The following is a 19738-nucleotide window of genomic DNA, read 5'->3' on the forward strand; positions in this document are numbered from 1 at the left end:
GGCATGGGGTTCAATATCGAGCGTACGCATCATCCGTTTGTGGTGAAGGCGCCGTACAAGCCGTCCGGCGACCAGCCGGAGGCCATCGACGAGATCGCGCGACGCATCGAGAACGGCGAGAATGACGTGGTGCTGATGGGTGCCACCGGTACCGGCAAAACCGCGACCACTGCTTGGCTTATCGAGAAGCTGCAGCGTCCGACGCTTATCTTGGAGCCCAACAAGACCTTGGCGGCACAGCTGTGTGCCGAGTTCCGCGAGCTTATGCCCGACAATGCTGTCAGCTACTTCGTTTCCTATTACGATTACTACCAGCCCGAGGCCTACATTCCCCAGACCGATACCTATATCGAAAAAGACTCGAACATCAACGACGATGTGGAACGACTGCGTCACGCCGCAACGGCGAACCTGCTGACCCGAGACGATTGCGTGGTGGTGGCCACCGTCTCCTGCATCTACGGCTTGGGTACCCCGGAAGAATATGCCGGGCGCATGCTCTTCTTGCACGAGGGTGATCAGATTGACCGAGATTCGCTGCTGCGCAAGTTTGTCGCCATGCAGTACAAGCGCAACGACATTGCTTTCACTCGTGGCACCTTCCGTGTGCGCGGCGATACTGTTGAGATCATTCCCGTTTACGAGGAACTGGCCATTCGCATCGAGTTCTTCGGCGACGAGATTGACCGCATCTCCACCCTGCACCCGCTGACCGGCGACGTCATCGCCCATGAGTCTCAGGTCCATATCTTCCCGGCTTCGCACTATATCGCCGGCCCTGAGCGCACGGAACACGCACTGAAGACCATCAAGCAGGAGCTCATTGACCGTACGACCGAATTGTGCAAGCAGGGCAAGGAGTTGGAGGCCCAGCGCTTGGAGATGCGCACCAACTATGATCTTGAGATGATTCAGCAGGTAGGTTTCTGCTCCGGCATCGAGAACTATTCCCGCCACTTCGACCAGCGTGAGCCTGGAAGCGCCCCGCATACCCTGCTTGATTTCTTCCCTGATGATTTCCTTCTGGTCATCGACGAATCCCATGTCACTGTCCCGCAAATCGGCGGCATGTACGAAGGTGACGCCAGCCGTAAACGTACGTTGGTCGAACACGGTTTCCGTCTGCCTTCGGCGATGGACAACCGGCCGCTGAAATGGCCGGAATTCCTCGAGCGTATCGGCCAGACCGTTTATCTTTCCGCCACCCCTGGTGACTATGAGCTTGGGCTTTCCGACGGTGTGGTGGAACAGGTCATTAGGCCTACCGGTCTCTTGGACCCGAAGGTCGTCGTACGACCGGTCAAAGGGCAGATTGACGATCTGCTTGGTGAGATCAAGGACCGTGTGTCCAAACATGAGCGCGTATTGGTGACGACGCTGACCAAGAAAATGGCTGAAGACCTCACCGATTACCTGTTGGAGCGGGACATCAAGGTCGAATACCTGCATTCTGATGTGGACACGCTTCGCCGTGTCGAGCTGCTGCGTGAACTGCGAGAAGGCAAAATCGACGTCATCGTCGGCATCAACCTGCTGCGTGAGGGCCTTGATTTGCCCGAGGTTTCTCTGGTGGCCATCCTCGATGCCGATAAGGAAGGTTTCCTGCGCTCACATCGTTCGCTCATCCAGACCATCGGCCGTGCCGCACGTAATGTGTCGGGCACCGTAATTATGTACGCCGATGAGATCACCGATGCGATGGAAACGGCCATCAGCGAGACCAATCGCCGCCGTGAGAAGCAGATTGCCTACAACAAGGAACATGGCATCGACCCGAAGCCGTTGGTCAAGAAGATCAGCGATGTCACCGACATGTTGGCCAAGGAGGACGTCGACACTGAAACGCTCTTGGCTGGAGGCTATCGTGACGAGAAACGCGCTGGTAGCGATAAACGCATCGCTCTCACCAGCTTGGATGAAGCCGATTTGCAGAAGCATCATGATGACATCATCAACGCAGGCCTGCCAGCCCAGGATCTGGCCGATCTCATCCGTCAGATGAGCGATCAGATGCATACCGCTGCCGAACAGCTGCAGTTCGAGCTCGCAGCCCGCCTGCGCGACGAGATTCGCGACTTGAAAAAGGAACTTCGCCAGATTACCGAAGCTCAGAAATAAAGCCTCATCGCAATCCCGGAGAACAATCACAAGAGATAAATACAATCATGGCAGGTCATCGGCACCCCGTAGGGTGAGTATATGGCTGAAACACCCCTTGCGTTTATGATCGCCACATATGTGGTGCTTGCGATTTTCTTCATTGTCGACTTGTTTGTTATCGGGCGTAAGCCCCATGTTCCCACAACCAAAGAGTGTGTGCAGCATATCGCTTTCTTCGTGGTTGCGGCACTGATTTTCGGCGGATTGGTCTGGTGGGTGTCCGGCTCGCAACCGGCGCTCGAGTTCTACTCCGGCTGGCTCACCGAATATTCGTTGAGCATCGACAACCTTTTCGTATTTGTTATCATCATGACGAATTTCGCAGTGCCGAAAAAGCTACAGAAGTATGTGCTCAGCGTTGGCATCACCATCGCGCTCGTGCTTCGAGGGCTTTTCATCCTTGTCGGCGCGGCCGTAATCCAGCGTTTCACCTGGGTCTTCTTCATTTTCGGTGCGTTCTTGATCTATACTGCGGTGAAACTCGTGGCAGGCGATGACGATGATGACGAGGAATACCACGAAAACGCCCTCATTCGCGCACTGCGCAAAGTGGTGAAAATCACTGACGAATATGACGGCGAAAAGATTCGGACGGTCAAGAATGGCAAGAAGTTCTTTACCCCGATGCTTATCGTCTTCCTCACTATCGGCACCACTGACGTCATGTTCGCCTTCGATTCCATTCCCGCTATTTTCGGGCTGACGAAAGACCCGTTCATCGTCTTTACTTCCAATATCTTCGCCTTGCTTGGTCTGCAGCAGCTGTACTTCCTGCTTGGCGCATTGTTGGATAAGCTCGAGTACTTGCCATACGGCTTGGCAGTAGTCCTCGGTTTCATCGGCGTCAAGCTGGTGATGGAGGCGCTGCATGGTAATTCACTGCCGTTCATCAATGGCGGGCACCCGATTACGCAGGTGCCGGAAATACCGACTTGGATGTCGCTCTGCGTCATCATTGTTGCCATCGGCGTTGCCGCGTTGGCCAGTGTTATCAAGATGAAAACCAATGAAGCCAAGGCGAAGGCTGAGTAAAACTATGATTGTCCTAACAAGTATGTGAACGCTCACGGAAAAGTCGTGGGAACGGACACAAAGACCTAGGGATGCTAGTAGACTTGAACATGTTGCGGGTTTGTTCCCGCCAAACAACATGTCAGAAAGAATAGGCAGGTATTCATGAGGAAAGCAAAAATTGTAGACACCATCGGACCGGCGAGCGAATCGCTGGAGAATCTGACCGAGCTGGTCAAGAACGGCATGGATGTCGCTCGTCTCAACCGCTCGCACGGCACCACCGACGACCATCTGAAGGTCTACAACAACGTTCGTGAGGCTTCCAAGACCACAGGCCGCAACGTTGCAGCTCTGGTCGATCTGCAGGGCCCGAAGATTCGTTGTGGTTGGTTCAAGAAGAACGCCGACGGCGAGGACAAGGTCCAGCTTGAGGCTGGCCAGGAATTCGTCATCACCACTGATGACATCGAAGGCGACGAGCACATCACCTCCACCACCTTCAAGGGTCTGCCTGGCGATTGCCACCCCGGAGACCCGATTCTGATCGACGACGGCAAGGTCCGCCTCGAGGTCACCAAGGTCGAGGGCAACAACGTGCACACCAAGGTCGTCGTTGCAGGACCGGTTTCCAGCCACAAGGGCATCAACCTGCCGGGCGTGGCCGTGAGCCTGCCGGCATTGACCGAGAAGGATGAGGCCGACCTGCGTTGGGCCATCCAGACCGGCGCCGACATCATCGCCATGTCCTTCGTGCGTTTCGCCAGCGACATCGACCGCGCCCATGAGATCATGGACGAGGAAGGCCGCCGCATCCCGATCGTCGCCAAGATTGAGAAGCCGCAGGCTGTCGAGAACCTTGAGGACATCGTCAAGGCCTTTGACGGCATCATGGTCGCCCGTGGCGATATGGCCGTCGAAATGCCGTTCGAAGAGGTGCCGCTGGTCACCAAGCGCTGCATCGAGCTGGCTCGCGAATATGCCAAGCCCGTCATCGTCGCTACTGAGGTCTTGGGCTCCATGGTCAATTCCCCGATTCCGTCCCGTGCTGAGGCTTCCGATTGCGCCAACGCCGTTCTCGACGGCGCGGACGCCACCATGACCTCCAACGAGACTGCTGTCGGCAAGTACCCGGCAGAGACCGTCAACACGATGGCCCGCATCTCCGGCTATGCCACCGATCACGGCTTCGATCGCATCCCGGCTTTGAACAATCTCGATATGTCGAGCACCGGCGCGGTTTCCTCCGCTGCCGTCGATCTGGCCGACAAGGTCAACGCCAAGGCTATCGTGGCCTTCACGCAGACCGGTTCCACCGTGCATCGTGTTTCCCGCGAACGCCCGGCCGCTCCGATTTACGGCATCACCAACAACGAGCACACCTATCACTGGCTGGCTCTGAGCTGGGGCACCGAAGCGTTCTGCACCGATGCCGATTACCACGACATGAACCGTCATGAGCTGATGATCTTCACCGACAAGCTGCTTCGCGATGCCGGCAAGGTCGTCGACGGCGACAAGATCGTCGTGCTGAGCTCTGCTCAAGGCGAGCATCAGTCCGGCCGCACCGATTCGCTCTACGTCCACACCGTGGGCGCTTGCGATGCTGACAAGGCCTGAGCAAAACGCAATTCGCCTTTTAGTCCGGTGATTTGACCGATTATCAAAAGGCGTAAAAGCTTTCGAACATAAAAGTCGGCTCCGATGGATGGAATCGTCGGAACCGACTTTTATATTTCTGGTGTTCGGCATGTCAAAGTTGCAGAACATGCGGGAGACACGCAGATTACGAAATGAGACGGCTTACGTCGCTTGATTATGATAATTTAATAGGGTTGCAATCTTAACGGTTGTGGCCAGATACAAGCCCTTGTATCCCAATTGGTAGAGGAAACAGCCTCAAAATCTGTGCAGTGTGGGTTCGAGTCCCACCAAGGGCACGCTAAGTGGATTATCACTTTTATATGATTGATATATCATAGTATCAAATGTGCTCTGTACTTGACATATTTGTCGTAAGAGACTGAGAAGGGCAAGAAAAAACCGGTACGGGAGTGAATACAGAATGGATGATGCAATGGACCAGATTTTAACCGATGACGAGCTGAAGGCCGCTGCTGATAATGATATCGAAGCTGTAGCTGCTGAAGCCAAGGAAGAAAAAGCCGAAGACGGCAAGCCGCGCCAGCGCACTGTGGTGGTGGCTGAGGATGAATCCGTCAATCGCATGGATCTTGTAGCCATGCTCGAAGACAACGGTTACAAGATCGTCGGTGAGGCAGCCAACGGTGAGGAAGCTGTCGAGCTGACTCGCAAGTTCCGCCCTGACGTGGTGTGCATGGATGTCAAGATGCCCCGCATGGATGGAATCGCGGCCGCCGGCACAATCTGCGACGAGAACATCGCCCCAGTGGTGATGCTCACTGCGTACTCGCAGCCTGACCTGGTCAAGCAAGCCACCGGTGCGGGTGCCATGGCCTACGTCACCAAGCCTTACGAAGAGTCCAAGCTGCTGCCTGCGCTGGAAGTAGCCATGGGTCGCTTCGCCGAGATCAACGATTTGCTTGATACCGTCGAAGTCAACGAAGGCAAGCTCAAGCAGACCGAGTCCCAGCTGAAGGAAGCCGAAGAAAAGCTCAAGAAGGCCGAGGATTCGCTCGAGGAGCGCAAGCTCGTCGACCGCGCCAAGGGCTTGCTGATGGACAAGGCGGACTTCTCCGAGCAGGGTGCTTTCCGCTGGATTCAGAAGACCTCGATGGATCAGCGCATCCCCAAGAAGCGCTTGGCCATGGCCATCATCGCCAAGTACGGCGATCCGAAGCCCGAAGCAGCACAGCGCTGAGTTTAGAATTTTGAAGTCGCCTGTCGATTCGCCTATGAATCGGCAGGCGATATTTGTATAGTGGAAACAACAGCGCGTACGAAACGACGATAAAAGGGGCAAACAAGCTTATGAATGATGACGAAAGCACAGAGAAGGCGAACAATACCGTAAAAGCTGAAGGCAGTGCGGAAACAAAAGGTACACTTCTGGTTGTGGACGGCCATTCTCTGGCTTTTCGCGCCTACTTCGCATTACCCGTGGAAAGTTTCACTACCTCGACTGGTCAGCCGACCAATGCCGTCTGGGGATTCTCGACGATGCTGGCCCAGGTGCTTGATAGTGAAAAGCCAGACCATCTCGCCGTCGCTTTTGACATGGCCGGCGGCACATTCCGCAACAAGATGTTGCCGCAATACAAAGGCACCAGAGATGCCGCCCCCGAGGAACTGTTGAGCCAGCTGCCGATTATCCAGGACCTCCTTAAGGCCTTGGGTGTCAAATATGTGGAAAAGAAGGGCTACGAAGGCGACGATATCATCGGCACTATGGCCTCGATGGGGAGAACGCTGGTTATAAGACACTGGTGCTTTCCGGAGACCGCGACGCCTTCCAGCTTATTGACGACGATATCACCGTGCTTTATCCGGGCCACCACTTCAAGGACTTGAAGCATATGACCCCGGACGCCATCGTCGAGAAATATCATGTCACCCCGCAGCAATATCCCGATTTGGCGGCCATGCGTGGCGAAACCGCCGACAATATTCCCGGTGTGCCAGGTGTGGGCGATGGGTACGCGGCGAAATGGATCAACCAGTATGGTGGGCTCGAAGGCATCATCGAACACGCTGACGAACTGCCCGGTAAGAAGGGGCAGGCACTGCGCGACAACATCGATCAGGTCAAGCTCAATCGTCGTGTCAACGCCGTATTGCGTGACCTCGACCTTGGTGCCACTATCGACGATTTCACGCTCGGCGGTATGGACATGAGCAAGGTCAACGAGGTCTTCACCAAGCTTCAGTTCAGCAACCGTTCCAAGAATAGGCTGGTCAAATCGTTCAACGGCGGGGTCATGCCGGGGGACGCGAATTCGGCCTCCGTAGAGGCCCCTGCTGAAGCTGACGACGACGAGCCTGTCATCAAAGAGCCTCATGTGACCGAAATTCACGATGCGGGAGAACTCGGCGACTGGATTAACGTGCACATTGCGTCGGTGTTCCCTACAGGTAAGATTAATTCCGATCTCATCATTCAGACCTTCGGCGGAAAGAACGATGATTCGGAGGGAGCTGACCATTCGACTGACAAGTCGGATGATGATTCCGAAATCTCCAAAGAACAGCAAAGCAGCTATGATGCCGAGGTGCGTGTTGACGAGAAGGCGGATGAGCAGGCAATCATTGACGGTGCCACAGGCCCGGAACTGGTCGATCGCGATCTGTGCTGCTCTGAAAAAGTCGGTCATTCATGGGTATTGTATGCTTCTGGGCAATCGAAACCAGGAAATGCGAAACTGGAAGCCGTGGCGCTGCTGGCCGATAATGAGGCGGCGGTGTTCGGCGTAAATACTATTGATGACGCCATGCGTTCTGCATTGCAGTGCTTGCTGGATGTCTTCCACACCTCGATGGTGGTGCACGGTTATAAGGAACACCTGCATATGCTGGCTTCAGCCGGTGTAACGATGCGACGGCCGCTCTTCGATACCAAGCTCGCCGGGTATCTGGTGCATCCTGATTTCCATGCCGAAACGCTCGGAAAGGCCGCAGCTCATTTCCTTGGGATAATAATCGAGGACAGCGAGCCCAAACAGGCGCAGGGTGAACTTGATTTCGGAGACGAAGATGGTGATGTTGCTGGTAATGATGCTTCCAAAGAGGTTCAGCAGGAGGCCGCGAAGGATGCTGCCATCGTGCGCGCTCTTGCCGACTTCCTGAAGACTCCGATTGACCGGCGCAAGCAATACGGTCTGTTGCGCTCCATCGAATTGCCGGTTTCCCAAGTGCTCTATGGCATCGAAGACGCAGGTGCGAAGGTTGATCTAGATCGTTTGCATGAGCTGCTGAACGGGTTTACGGCCGATGCCGATCAGGCACAGCAGATTGCATTCGAAGCAGCTGGCCATGATCTTAATCTGCAGAGCCCGAAGCAGCTGCAGGCGGTGCTGTTCGACGAAATGGGGCTCACGCCTTCGAGGAAGACCAAATCCGGCTCGTACACCACCAACGCTGCTACACTGCAGAATCTATATGTCAAGTATGCCAACGACGAGAAGGCGAGTGATTTTCTTGGCGCACTGCTCCGTCATCGTGAAACTAACAAACTGAAGCAGATCACGCAGACGCTGTTGGAAGCTGTCAATCCCAAGGACGGCAGGATTCACACGACCTTCGAACAGACCGTCGCGGCCACCGGACGTTTGAGCTCGGTTGATCCGAACCTGCAGAACATCCCCAACCGCAATGCCACCGGACGTGAGATTCGTTCCGCGTTTGTGCCGGGAGAGGGCTTCGAATCGCTGCTGAGCTGCGATTATTCGCAGGTCGAGCTGCGCATCATGGCCGACCTTTCTGGTGATCAGTCGCTGATTGAGGCCTTCAAGTCCGGTACGGACTTCCATCGCTATGTGGCAAGCCTTGTGTATGACATTCCGATGGATGAGATTACGCCCGACCAGCGCAGCCACGTCAAGGCGATGAGTTACGGCCTGGCTTATGGACTCAGTACGTACGGACTTTCGCAACAGCTCAAGATCAGTCCGGCCGAGGCCGACGTGTTGAAAACCAAGTATTTCGCTACTTTCGGCAAAGTGCACGATTATTTGGAATCGCTGGTCGCTACCGCTCGCGAAAAGGGCTATACGGAGACGATGTTCGGTCGTCGCCGCTACTTCCCGGGGCTCAAGTCCACACGTCGCCAGGTGCGCGACGCCGCCGAACGCGGTGCGCTCAACGCCCCGATTCAGGGTTCGGCCGCCGATATCATGAAAATCGCCATGATTCGTGCCGACTATGCGCTGCGTGAGGCCGGAGTCAAGAGTCGCGTTATTCTGCAGATCCATGACGAACTTGTGCTGGAGGTCGCGCCGGGGAGAGCGAGCAGGTCAGCGGCTTGGTGCGCAACGCCATGGAACACGCCGTCGACTTGGCTGTGCCGCTGGACGTCTCCATCGGCATCGGTTCCGACTGGCAGGCCGCTGCGCACTGATGGCTGCTGCCGGATTACGGGTGGCATTTGAAAGAGTTGGCGAAAGTTCGGAGGAAATATGTCAGATCAGAAAAAGCCGAGGCTTGCCGAAGTTGTCAAGGTACTTGAACAGCTGTATCCGATTGAATATGCGGAAGATTGGGACTTCCCGGGGCTGATCGTTGGTGACTTGAACGATACCGTTGGCAAGATTGTCTTCGCTGCAGATCCGACTATGGCCGTAGTCGATAAGGCGATTGCGATGGGCGCCGATTTGCTTATCTGCCATCATCCTCTGTTCTTCCGAGCGGTGCATGAGGTTTCCGGACTCGGTGTTCATGGGGCCATCGCAGGAAAGCTGTATCGTGCACATTGTGGGCTCTGGGTCGGGCATACCAATGCCGATGTCGCCTATCGTGGCGTCGCCCAAGCCGCGGCGGACGCGTTTGGATTGCAGAATCAGACGCCGCTGGTGCCCTCAGGTGAGCAAAACAGCCATGCCATTGGGCTGGGACGTGTCGGTACGCTTGAGGAACCGATGACGCTGCGTGCGTTTGCGCAACGTGTTGCCAGAGAAGTACCGAAAACCAACTACGGGATTCAGGTTGCAGGCGATCTTGACGCCGACGTTCGCAAAATTGCCGTGTTGCCCGGGTCAGGAGATTCTGATTTCGATGAGGTTCGCGGCAGCGGCGCTGATGTCTACGTGACCAGCGATTTGCGCCATCACCCCGCTACGGATGCGCTGCAGCAGGCTTGGTATGAGGCGACGCTCAACCATACGATCATGAAGCCCGCGTTGATTAATACGCCGCATTCGGCCATCGAGTCGATGTGGTTCAGATATGCATTGGATGATATTGCTGATGCGGTAGAGAAAGATACTGGCTTCCGCCCGGAAACGGAGCGTGTCGGCATTGTCACCGATCCTTGGCAATTGGTACTGGGCCGGGATTGATCGACAATCATGATTCTGATGTGTCATCGTGTCCGCTTCACATGAACTGACATGGTCGATATTGATGCATCAAAATCCAATGGTTCGTCGTGCCGTCACAAGCCTCGATGAAGAAAGTCTGGAATAATGAGTTCAGAAATGACAGAGCGTATCCGCCAAGAGGTCAACAAGCGTCTGCAGGATTCGTCGGATGGCGTCGACATGGAGGCGCCGGTACGAGTGGTGTCCAGTGAGACTGTGTATCGCGGAGCTATCTTCCATATCGATGACCGCGAACTGGCGCTCGCGAAAACCGACGGTGGGGAAGTGTCGGTGCGCCGCCAGATTCTGGTTCATCCGCAAGCCGTGGTGATGCTGGTTCATGACGAAGTTCAGGATAAGTATTTGCTGGAACGGGAGTACCGTGTAGGTCCAGACAAGTTCACTTACGGTTTTCCTGCAGGATTGATGGAAGACGGTGAAAAGCCTGAAATTTCGGCTTTACGCGAGTTGCAGGAGGAAACGGGGGTCACACCGAAAGACAGACATTCCGTTCGTATCGAACGTGTCGGTGATTTCTATTCCTCTGGGGGTATGACCAACGAACTGGCGCATATTTTCGTCATTCATCTAGCGGATTGGAAGCAGGAACCTCGCCATTTCGACAAGGACGAGCACGTGCAGTCCACATGGGTGACATGGGAAGAACTGACTGGCATTGGTGTTCAGGCTGCGGATTCCACCATCGCAATCCAGCATGAGGAAATTCGCCGATTACGCTCGCAATTGGCATCGAGGCAGTGACGGTATCGTTCCCGATAGCGTTGACTTGTTCTCTTGCTTTTAAAAATGCCGTAGTAACGATTTGTGCTGCCTGTATGATTCATATTGAGATTGCGCTATGTAAACTGAGTCCTGAATAACCGTTATTCAGCAATTCTCGTCGTTTTATTGTGTGGCTGCAATGCGCGAATGCATACGATGGTTTTTCTCTACTGAAGACGGAATAGTGTCGGCGACGTTGGCAGTGGTCAAGTCCGATGAGGCCTCTTTCTGATCGATATGCATGACCTGCTCGGCGATACGGTCTGCCTCGATGGCGGCTATCTGGCGCGAAAACATGATGAACCAGCCAAGGAAAACGAGACCGGCGAGAGCCTCGACGTTGGTCATCGTATTTGCGCCCATCAGCCATTGCACGAGTACCACTCCACATACGGCGATGGCAAGATAGCCTGCTGCGTAGATGGCGATGGAAAGTTGCGGGGCGAGCCAGGGGAGGGCAATTAGGAGCAGGCCCATGACTACGACGATGCCGTGAGCGAATACGTTGTGCAGGAAGGGATGTGGTGTATAGCGAAACATGCCTATGCCGATGAAGGCGATGCCCGAGAAAGTAAGCATGATAGCGAGACAGGCCAAACGTGCCTGGTAATGCTTGATTCTACTAGAACGTAGGGGGCCCTGTTCCTGATGCCATTCGCGGCGCTGGCGATACGAGGTGATGAGCTCGGAGATGGCGAAGTAGCTGACGATGATGATGCACACACCGGCAAGAATCAACGTCGAGTTGAACATGCGTGCAGCGAAGGTGGTGCGGTCGCCGAGCTGCGAGAAGTTATTGGTGTACCAATTCGGATCGTCGGTCGTCAGACCCGCGACGCTTACACCGGAGACCACGAAAAGCGGCAAAAGGCCAGCGAGCGTTTTGGCGTCCATCAGCTCGGCCTGCACGAACGTGACGTAACCTGCAACGCCCGAGAATCCGGCGCAGACTGCGACGATGTATTCAAGGAACATTGTGCCCATCAGATTATTGGCTATGTTCAGAACGGCGAATGAGGTCAGAAACAGCGTGGAGGCATAGACTGTCGCGAGGGCGAGGATTTCTATCAGACGCCTCAAGATTTCAATCCAGCGATTGTGAGGGCTTAGCGAGCTGGAGCGTTTTGCGTAGCCGGAGATGAAGGAAATGGTGCCGCATGCGGCGATGATGATGGAGGCGATGACGAACTGGCGGCGGCTGATCATCCATGCGGCCGGCAGTAGCGAGACGCACAGCTCCATGATGCCCGCCCCTGCGATTGCGCAGACGATGAAGGAGACAAGTCCCGAGGTTTCCGTGCGCTGATGCAATCCCATGGTTGCCTATCGTCCTTCGTATCTTCGTTTTGCTTGTTCTGTGTATCTCTGCTCATTTTAGCGAGTCGCATGGCCGGGGTTGCGCTATACTAATTACTTGTGCCTTGTTTTGTTGGTACATCGGGCTGTAGCGCAGTTTGGTAGCGCGCCTGCTTTGGGAGCAGGATGTCGCAGGTTCAAATCCTGTCAGCCCGACTGAAAACGTTGGAATTGCAACGTTTTGTACGTGGTATTTCTAGCCGTTTTGGTGTCTAGACACGATGGCTTTTATTTTCAGTATCCCTGTTTCATGTTGAATCATTGACATTCCTATATGTTCATTAGCGCTAACCTATATTTTGTCATGGTTAGTGGGATGATGGCGCCAGGTTCGGGATTGTCTATGTGAGGGTATGGCCGAAATCGTAATCCGGTTACAGTCGGTTCAGAAAACCTGATTCTTGTGCGGACGATGTATCGAAAGGAGGCCGTCAAATGCCTGATATTCTTAGAAAGCCAACCCCGATCGCGAAGATATACGAGGCTTTGAGCGCGGTGGCGGATGGTCGTGTGGAATTGCGCGGCTCAGAATCGAAGGCCATCGTGACGTCATCGGCCCGCACGAAGCGGTATACGGTGATGATTTCCGGCGGGTTGTATACTTCGAATGACAATGCGACGTATTGGCAGCATTATGCTGGCTATCCCATCATCGCGGTGCTCATCAAGCAGGGAAGGATTAGTCTTCCGTTGGATTCCCAACTTCTGCTGGAGCATTTCAGGAACGTCAATTGGAAGCAACTGAATACTGACAATAAGAATCACTATGATAAAGCCGTCTCTCAGTTCCTATCTTCGACCGGCCATGCGGCTGAAATTGAGAAGCTCGTCCGAAACGTCTACGAGCAAGCCAATAGTCTCCCGTTCGCGGTCAAAGGCAATCGCAAACCAATCATCAAGATGTCGCAGAGACAATGAAATTCGCCACATGAAAAGTGGCATATGGTCGGACAGCACGGATATTTTGCCGGAAGTTATTCAATTACCGCGTTGATAGCATCTGCAACTTGCCGAGGGTCGTGTACGCCCAACACCAGACGGTCATATTTTTCGTCGCGAAGCTGGATGACCAGCGGTTGCTCAGGTTGCTTGATGTTCCAAAATTCGGTGTCGCCGTCAGGGAATTTGAAGGTGCCGGCCCTTTTGCCTGGAGTGGCGAGGCCGGGATTTCGGAACGCACGGCGTCCAGACATGTTAAATCCGGGGTCGACGGTTGCGCCCGCCACGTGAGCCAGCGGAATCTCCAAATTGCCTTTGAATGACCAGAGTTTGTTCAGACCGTTCGGAACGACCTTTATGTTCTTTCCTTCGATGGTTACGGTGTTGCTTCCCGTGTTTGCAGAATCGTTGCGGTTTGTCTCGTTGCTGTTCTTCTGGTTGTTCGCGATCTCTGACATAGTGATACTTCCTTGTTGTGATAATTGGTTTACGTAGATTTGATGGATTCGAATTGGCTTAGACTGCATTATTTGAGTCAGTCGTCGAATCTGTGCTGATTCCAGCTCGATTAAAGAGGTTGTCTCCGAGGGCTCGCGATAATATTGCTACTTGTTCCGGAGGAATCTGAGAGCGCCATTTGAAGATGATGTCACGAATCTTTGCATCGTGAGGCGCCAGTTCCAGACAAGCGATGGTCGCAAGTGTCAGAACATTATCTGAGAAGAGGCCATTGGTCGGAGATTGCGGTTCTGATTGAATCGCCGTTCTGCCAGAGCCGGATTGATTCTGCGGGGAAGTGCTGTGGCTAGGAATATTATCGTCCTGACGAGATTCGGATTCGTCTGCAGCCTTGCTTTCGGTTTCACAATCAAGCACACTCTGCAACACTTTCAGGAATACTCCGCGTTTACTACCAAACGCTTGGTAAAGGCTGCCGCGTTTGAGTCCAGTTGCGGCTACGAGGTCATCGATCGAAGTGGCGTCGTAGCCGTATGCGCAGAAAACTTCACGACATTGTTCGAGTACTTGGTACTCATCAAAACTTCTTGGTCTTGCCATAATTGGCAGTATAGAAGTTTTTGAATAAATAGTCAAAAACTAGATTCCGCGCAAAGAACATTCGGTTTCGTTGGCGGTTGTGTGAATCTCGCGGAGTGCGTTTGTGGCAGCAGTTCTTACCGATTTGCTCGGAGCTTGCTGCTCCAGACGAGTGAGTGGGCCGACGGCTGACGAGTGGAGTTGACCGAGATAGTCGGTATCGACTACTTCGATGCTGCCGTTGAGATAGCCGTTTACGTCAACATGAGCAATGATGGCATCCGGCTGGATGAAAGCGAAAACAAGCCAAAGTGCAAGCATGCCGAAGAATGCGGTGCGAAACAGTGCAAAATCTGGGTGGAGCAATTTCAATACCGTGACCGCAAGCAGGAATGCAATCGCGATCATGCCCCAGAACGTAAGAATACGTAAACGTGTCAAGCCATATTTGCCGGCATAAAGGCTCATGCGCCAAGCGGCGGAAATCAGCATCACCGCCGTAGAGGCGACCAGCACCAGTTCAAGCGTCAACAATGACATCGCACGTTTTCGTGCTTGCGAAGATAGGTACAGGCCATCAGAATGACAAGATTGATGGCTGTGACGCCGACGAGCTGGAAGAATCCTGCGCGTGCATAGGCGGCGTAGCCGCCGAAACGTTTCAATGTATTCACTCCGCCGAATAGATAGGAGGATTGGATGGCCACGAACAACAGATAGACCACGTCGAGCATGCCAAGCATCGTGTTGAGTGTCGCTGTGGAAGCCTGATAGTGGGATACGCCCGTGCCCGAATCGGCTTTCTTGTGCTGGTGACGTAGTCCGAAAAGCAATGAGAAGGCAAGTGGAATAACCGCTATGAAACGAACGATGTCGAGAGCTCGAGGGCCGAAATCGATATCGGAAAAGCTCTCTAAGAGATGATTGACAATCCACTGGAAGTTTCCGTCGGCAGAGGAGAGCGCGGGAATCACGATAAACAGTACCGCGACCGCGCATATCGCGCCGATTCCAATGCTGCCGAGCGTGCGACCGCGTCCGTGCACCCACGATGAAGCGACCCGACCCAAAACCGACCAGTGACGGAATTGCTCGGTAAAAAATGTTCCGATACTATGCACGACTCCGCGAAAGCGGAACAATTCGGCGTCGCTTTCGCCGCTCAGCAAGAGAAAAGTGAGTGGTAATGCGATGGCCAGAGCGAAGGCATTAATGGCTCTGATCCAAGTTGCCTGGGAGAACGTGGGCACGAACATGAGAGCAATCGTGCAGAGCAACAGTGCGTACGACGCTTTGGTCATTCGTGATTTCGATTGGCTTTGTATGTTCTTGCCGTTCGTGCCGGTTGCATTCTTAATCGCCTGTGATTCCTGTTTTCGCCTCAAAAACCACGCACAGCCAAGGAAAGCGAGCAGGCAGACGCTCAGTGCCGCACCGCCGGCAAATGCAAAATATCCTGAAAACAGTACGGGTGAGACACATACGCACCAGAGCAGCGAAAGCGCCAATGCGCAGATCAATGAGAATTTGTCGGCTCGGGTCAGCGGTGCAGGAGGTACTGTTGCGCTCGCCTTATCAGGGCTGACGGTTATGGCGGGTGTTGTTTGTGCTTTGTCGGGTTTGTTTTCATCGTTTTTAGGCTGATTTTGGGTATAGTTGTCCTTATCCATGATGATTTCCTTTTAAATCGTATGGCTAATCGTGGTTATGAAGCCGCTACTCTGCGGCGAATTATTGTGTGGGCGTCTGAGGCTAATCCTCCGGTTCGTAATGTAAAAGGTCTGCAGGCTGACAATTGAGTTCGTCGCAGATGGCGGCGAGTGTTGTGAACCGTACCGCGCGTGCCTTGCCGGTTTTGAGAATCGAAAGATTGGCCACCGTCACGCCCACACGTTGGGAGAGCTCGGTCAGTGTCATGCGTCGGTCGGCGAGGATGTCGTCAAGGGTTACCGTGATATGTCCCATGTCAGATCACCAGGTCGTTTTCGGTTTTCAGCTCCGTGGCTGCGGCGGTCAGTGAGGCGAGGGCTGCGGACACCACCGCAAGTACGACGCAGAACACGAATGCCACACCCGTGCCCAAGATGGTGCGTCCGCGCGTTCTATTCAGGTTGAAAGCGGCCAATACCAGCTCGACCAGCCATATCGCGGCGGAGACCCCGAACGCCGAGCCAATCATTCGTAACCGGTGGACATTGTTGTCCGTAAAGGTTTCCTCACGTCCGATTGCGGAGAAAAGTCGCCATGCACATATGGCCACTACTGCCAAAGGCAACATGCCGATGGCGGCGAACAGTGCTGCGCCATGCTTGAGATCGCCGACACTTTCGGCCGCGGGAAGTATCAAAAGCGCGATGACAAGGCATATCGCGACCGCGAAGGCATCGGTGACTTCGAGCAGGGTGGCCAGTGTGTGGTGTGACATGTGTGGCTTGCGTTTGACTCGTTCGATGTTGGATGGATGCATTGTGTCTCCGTCGCCGGAAGCATTGGAATCTTCTAGGGGTCTCATCTGAATCTCCTTCAATGGCTAAATTTCTTTCTGAGTTCATATCATAATCACTTCATATTGTTTTTCGATAAAATGCATATCGTTTTTCAATAAAGACACAATTGGATTGTATGAAAAATTATTCTGCAAGAAAGATGGAGAATTCGATGGGTTTATGGAAACGAATACAGATATAAAAAGGAACCGTCCTTGTCTGAATACAGAAGAAGGGCGGTTCCTTTTAGGAGTTAGGAGTACTGTCTAATGACTTGCTGACATTTACTGCTTGATGTCGTCAAGATCCAGCCCGAGCGCTTCGGCAACGCGGGTGCCGTAATCGGGGTCGGCCTGGTAGAACTGGCGGGTCTCGAGAACCTTGATTTCCTCGGCGTGCTTGCCCTCTACCTGGCCCAGGTTGGAGGCGATGGTGGCGACTAGACGCTGCTTTTCGTCCTCGCTCAGCACGTTGTAAAGCGCACCGGCGGCAGAGAAGTTGTCGGGTTCGTGGGCGGTGTAGTTGCCGGTCTTGCCTTCCAACTGGTCGCCGTGGTTGCGTGCGGAGTTGTCCTCGGTCGGGCCGCCGAAGCTGTTCGGCTCATAGTCGACGGAACCGTCCTGAGCATTGTTCGACATGAAGCCGTCACGCTCGTAGTTGTGCACCTCGTTGATGGGGCGGTTGACCTTGAGCTGCTCGTAGTTGGCGCCGAGACGGTAGCGTGCGGCGTCCTTGTAGGCGAAGAGACGGCCCTGCAGCATCTTGTCGGGGGAGGGCTCGATGCCTGGCACGAAGTTGGCCGGTGCGAACGCAGATTCCTCGACGTCCTCGAAGTAGTTGTCGGGGTTGCGGTTCAGGGTGAACTCACCGATTTCGATCAGCGGGTAATCCTTGTGGGAGACGACCTTGGTGATATCGAAGATATCGTGCTTGTAGTTGAGGCCCTCTTCGTAAGGCAGGATCTGTACGCAGACCTTCCAGGACGGGTAGTTCTTGGACTCGATGGCGTCGAAGAGCTCGTGCAGCAGGTAGTCGGTGTCCTCACTGGCGGCCTTGGTTGCGGTCTCCTCGCTCATGTTGACCACGCCCTGCTCGCTCATGAAGTGGTACTTGACCCAGAAGGCGGTGCCGTCTTCGGTGACCCACTTGAAGGTGTGGCTGCCGTATCCGTTCATGGTGCGGTAGCTGGCCGGGTTGCCGCGGTCGCCCATCAGGTAGGTGACCTGGTGCACAGTCTCGGGGAGTGCGCCCAGAAGTCCCACTGACGGGTCGCATTGCGCAGGTGGGTGCGCGGGTCGCGCTTCTGGGAGTGGATGAAGTCGGGGAACTTCAGCGGGTCCTGGATGAAGAAGGTCGGCGTGTTGTTGCCAACGATGTCGTAGTTGCCCTGCTGGGTGTAGAAGCGCAGAGCAAAGCCGCGAACATCACGCAGGGTGTCGGGGTAACCGAGCTCGCCGGCCACCTGGGAGAAACGCAGGAAGATCGGGGTTTCCTTGCCCTCGCCGTTGAAGACGTCGGCCTTGGTGTACTCGCTCATGTCCTTGGTGAGCTTGAAGGTGCCGTAGGCGCCAGCGCCCTTGGCGTGTACCACGCGCTCCGGAATGCGCTCGCGATTGAAGTGCGCAAGTTTCTCGACTAGCTGGTAGTCCTGCAGCAGCACCGGGCCGCGCGCGCCGGCGGTCTGCGAATGGGTATTGTCGGCCCACGGCTGGCCGGAAGCGGTATTGAGATTATCGGTCATTGAAATCCTCCTGTCGTAACAATGTATGAAGAAGATAACAATTTCGTCGGCGTAAAACAAGGTTTTTCTGTCGTTTTGTGGTCTTTGCGACATTTTGTCCTCAAACTATTGACTGAGTGATTTTCCAGCGTTGAGAACTATTTACATGGTGATTAATCCAAATCTGATTAGCAACAGGCGAGCGTGTCGAGTATTGCTGACGGGGCTGTTTGGATGTATTTCGGACTCATCAATGACGAGAGCATCGGCATGAGCCGGGGAATAGGTGCGGTAATTCCGGTGTGTTCCTTGCGGACTCCTTGATTGATGCGTTTCGGAATTTCGATGAGTCATTCGCTAGACTTGGAACCATGCATCTTCTTTTACCGCCGTCCGAAGGCAAGGCCTCACCGACCGAAGGCCCGACGTTTGACCTTGATCGTCTGTCATTTTCGGAACTCAATGACGCCAGAAAATTGGTTTTGTCTGCATTGATCGATGTGTCGAACCGAGAAGACGCGGCGCGAATATTGAAAGTCGGAGCCAAAGGCGCTCATGAAATCGTTGCTCAGCGTGACATTCTTTCCGCTCCCTGCGCCTCGGCGCATGAGGTGTATACAGGTGTGCTATACGAAGCGGCGCAATTGCGTCACGACGATGATGTGTTGATCTTCTCGGGTCTCTTCGGTGTTACGCAAGGGTCGGATTTGATACCGTCGTATCGTCTTTCGATGAACGTCTCGCTTCCCGGCATCGGCCCGTTGAAAGCCTTCTGGCGCAAGCAGCTCGCGGGCTGGACTCCGGACAATGGTTTTGCCGACGGTTCGGAAATGCCCGCTCGGACAACGAATGGTAATGCAATTACTGATGCGACAATGCAAGAATCGTCGATATCTGGCTTCGTGCGTAATGATGATGTCACTGTCGATTTACGTTCCGAACTCTATCGAGTGACCAAGCCAGATCCGTCAAGCGAAAATAGTCAGTGGTGGAGCGTCCGCATCGCCGATTCCCGGAACAAGACAATCTCACACATGGCCAAGTACTACCGAGGCCTGTTAACGAGAGCCTTGCTCGACTCTCCAACGCAACCCGTAGTCGAAGTTGCTCGCAACCTTGGTACAGTAAGCACAAAGATAGAGAACGGTATCCAGCATCTGACGTTGGTTCCATTTGGCATGTAAAATGCTTTTCTGCCCGACGCTGGATTTGCCCGGTATTATGCTTGGATTGAGAGATTTGCTATCTGACGA

Annotated in this window: 17 protein-coding genes, 2 tRNA genes and 1 pseudogene; 11 read left to right on the forward strand and 9 right to left on the reverse strand. The window is 54.2% G+C overall.

What is annotated here, in order from left to right; all coding sequences use genetic code 11:
- Positions 1-3: 3 nt before the first annotated feature.
- From uvrB to OZX57_RS03625, 8 genes and pseudogenes are all read left to right on the forward strand, one after another.
- Positions 4-2118 (forward strand): excinuclease ABC subunit UvrB, encoded by a 2115-nt coding sequence (gene uvrB / locus OZX57_RS03590; RefSeq protein ID WP_277162739.1) that lies wholly within the window; start codon positions 4-6, stop codon positions 2116-2118.
- 81 nt (positions 2119-2199) lie between these two features.
- Entirely contained in the window at positions 2200-3192 is a 993-nt protein-coding gene (locus OZX57_RS03595) for a TerC family protein (RefSeq protein WP_277162740.1), read from the forward strand.
- 144 nt (positions 3193-3336) lie between these two features.
- Entirely contained in the window at positions 3337-4791 is a 1455-nt protein-coding gene (gene pyk, locus OZX57_RS03600; protein WP_277162741.1) for a pyruvate kinase, read from the forward strand.
- A gap of 246 nt (positions 4792-5037) precedes the next feature.
- A tRNA-Leu gene (locus tag OZX57_RS03605) sits at positions 5038-5111 on the forward strand.
- A gap of 125 nt (positions 5112-5236) precedes the next feature.
- The gene (locus OZX57_RS03610; RefSeq protein WP_277162742.1) at positions 5237-6013 is read left to right on the forward strand and encodes a response regulator; all 777 of its coding nucleotides are present in this window, start codon (positions 5237-5239) and stop codon (positions 6011-6013) included.
- A gap of 110 nt (positions 6014-6123) precedes the next feature.
- A pseudogene (gene polA / locus OZX57_RS03615) lies at positions 6124-9205 on the forward strand (DNA polymerase I).
- A 58-nt stretch (positions 9206-9263) separates the two neighbouring features.
- Positions 9264-10142: a Nif3-like dinuclear metal center hexameric protein gene (locus OZX57_RS03620; RefSeq protein ID WP_277162743.1), complete on the forward strand. Its 879-nt coding sequence runs from the start codon at positions 9264-9266 to the stop codon at positions 10140-10142.
- Between the two features lie 138 nt (positions 10143-10280).
- Complete coding sequence (locus OZX57_RS03625; RefSeq protein WP_277162744.1) at positions 10281-10925, forward strand: NUDIX hydrolase; 645 nt, start codon at positions 10281-10283, stop codon at positions 10923-10925.
- A gap of 144 nt (positions 10926-11069) precedes the next feature.
- Here the strand turns inward: OZX57_RS03625 and OZX57_RS03630 are convergent, their stop codons facing one another.
- Entirely contained in the window at positions 11070-12263 is a 1194-nt protein-coding gene (locus OZX57_RS03630) for an ABC transporter permease (RefSeq protein WP_277162745.1), read from the reverse strand.
- 121 nt (positions 12264-12384) lie between these two features.
- Between OZX57_RS03630 and OZX57_RS03635 the strand changes: the two genes are divergently transcribed.
- Together OZX57_RS03635 and OZX57_RS03640 are read left to right on the forward strand one after the other, a co-directional pair.
- Positions 12385-12458: transfer RNA gene (locus OZX57_RS03635), tRNA-Pro, on the forward strand.
- Positions 12459-12737: 279 nt separating this feature from the next.
- Positions 12738-13220, forward strand: coding sequence for a hypothetical protein (locus OZX57_RS03640; protein ID WP_277162746.1), 483 nt, complete (start codon positions 12738-12740; stop codon positions 13218-13220).
- Positions 13221-13276: 56 nt separating this feature from the next.
- Here OZX57_RS03640 and OZX57_RS03645 read toward each other — a convergent pair whose 3' ends face one another.
- From OZX57_RS03645 to OZX57_RS03680, 8 genes are all read right to left on the reverse strand, one after another.
- Positions 13277-13699, reverse strand: a complete 423-nt coding sequence (locus tag OZX57_RS03645; RefSeq protein ID WP_277162747.1) for a hypothetical protein — start codon at positions 13697-13699, stop codon at positions 13277-13279.
- A 58-nt stretch (positions 13700-13757) separates the two neighbouring features.
- The gene (locus OZX57_RS03650) at positions 13758-14336 is read right to left on the reverse strand and encodes a TetR/AcrR family transcriptional regulator (RefSeq protein WP_277162748.1); all 579 of its coding nucleotides are present in this window, start codon (positions 14334-14336) and stop codon (positions 13758-13760) included.
- Positions 14337-14339: 3 nt separating this feature from the next.
- Positions 14340-14819 carry a DUF4173 domain-containing protein gene (locus OZX57_RS03655; RefSeq protein WP_277162749.1) on the reverse strand — a complete coding sequence of 160 codons (480 nt, stop codon included), beginning with the start codon at positions 14817-14819 and terminating at the stop codon, positions 14340-14342.
- Positions 14807-15949, reverse strand: coding sequence for a DUF4153 domain-containing protein (locus tag OZX57_RS03660; protein WP_277162750.1), 1143 nt, complete (start codon positions 15947-15949; stop codon positions 14807-14809). The genes OZX57_RS03655 and OZX57_RS03660 overlap by 13 nt, the downstream gene beginning before the upstream one ends.
- Before the next feature lie 82 nt (positions 15950-16031).
- Positions 16032-16244, reverse strand: a complete 213-nt coding sequence (locus OZX57_RS03665) for a helix-turn-helix transcriptional regulator (RefSeq protein ID WP_277162751.1) — start codon at positions 16242-16244, stop codon at positions 16032-16034.
- Position 16245: 1 nt separating this feature from the next.
- Entirely contained in the window at positions 16246-16791 is a 546-nt protein-coding gene (locus OZX57_RS03670) for a DUF2975 domain-containing protein (RefSeq protein WP_277162752.1), read from the reverse strand.
- Positions 16792-17049: 258 nt separating this feature from the next.
- Positions 17050-18027, reverse strand: a complete 978-nt coding sequence (locus OZX57_RS03675) for a catalase (RefSeq protein WP_277162753.1) — start codon at positions 18025-18027, stop codon at positions 17050-17052.
- On the reverse strand, positions 17976-18506 hold the full coding sequence (locus OZX57_RS03680; protein WP_277162754.1) for a catalase: 531 nt from the start codon (positions 18504-18506) through the stop codon (positions 17976-17978). The genes OZX57_RS03675 and OZX57_RS03680 overlap by 52 nt, the downstream gene beginning before the upstream one ends.
- Positions 18507-18856: 350 nt before the next feature.
- Here OZX57_RS03680 and yaaA point away from each other — a divergent pair, with 350 nt between their 5' ends.
- Positions 18857-19669, forward strand: coding sequence for a peroxide stress protein YaaA (yaaA, locus tag OZX57_RS03685; RefSeq protein ID WP_277162755.1), 813 nt, complete (start codon positions 18857-18859; stop codon positions 19667-19669).
- Positions 19670-19738 lie beyond the last annotated feature (69 nt).

This window comes from Bifidobacterium sp. ESL0682 (assembly GCF_029392815.1).
In the GTDB taxonomy this organism is placed as follows: domain Bacteria; phylum Actinomycetota; class Actinomycetes; order Actinomycetales; family Bifidobacteriaceae; genus Bifidobacterium.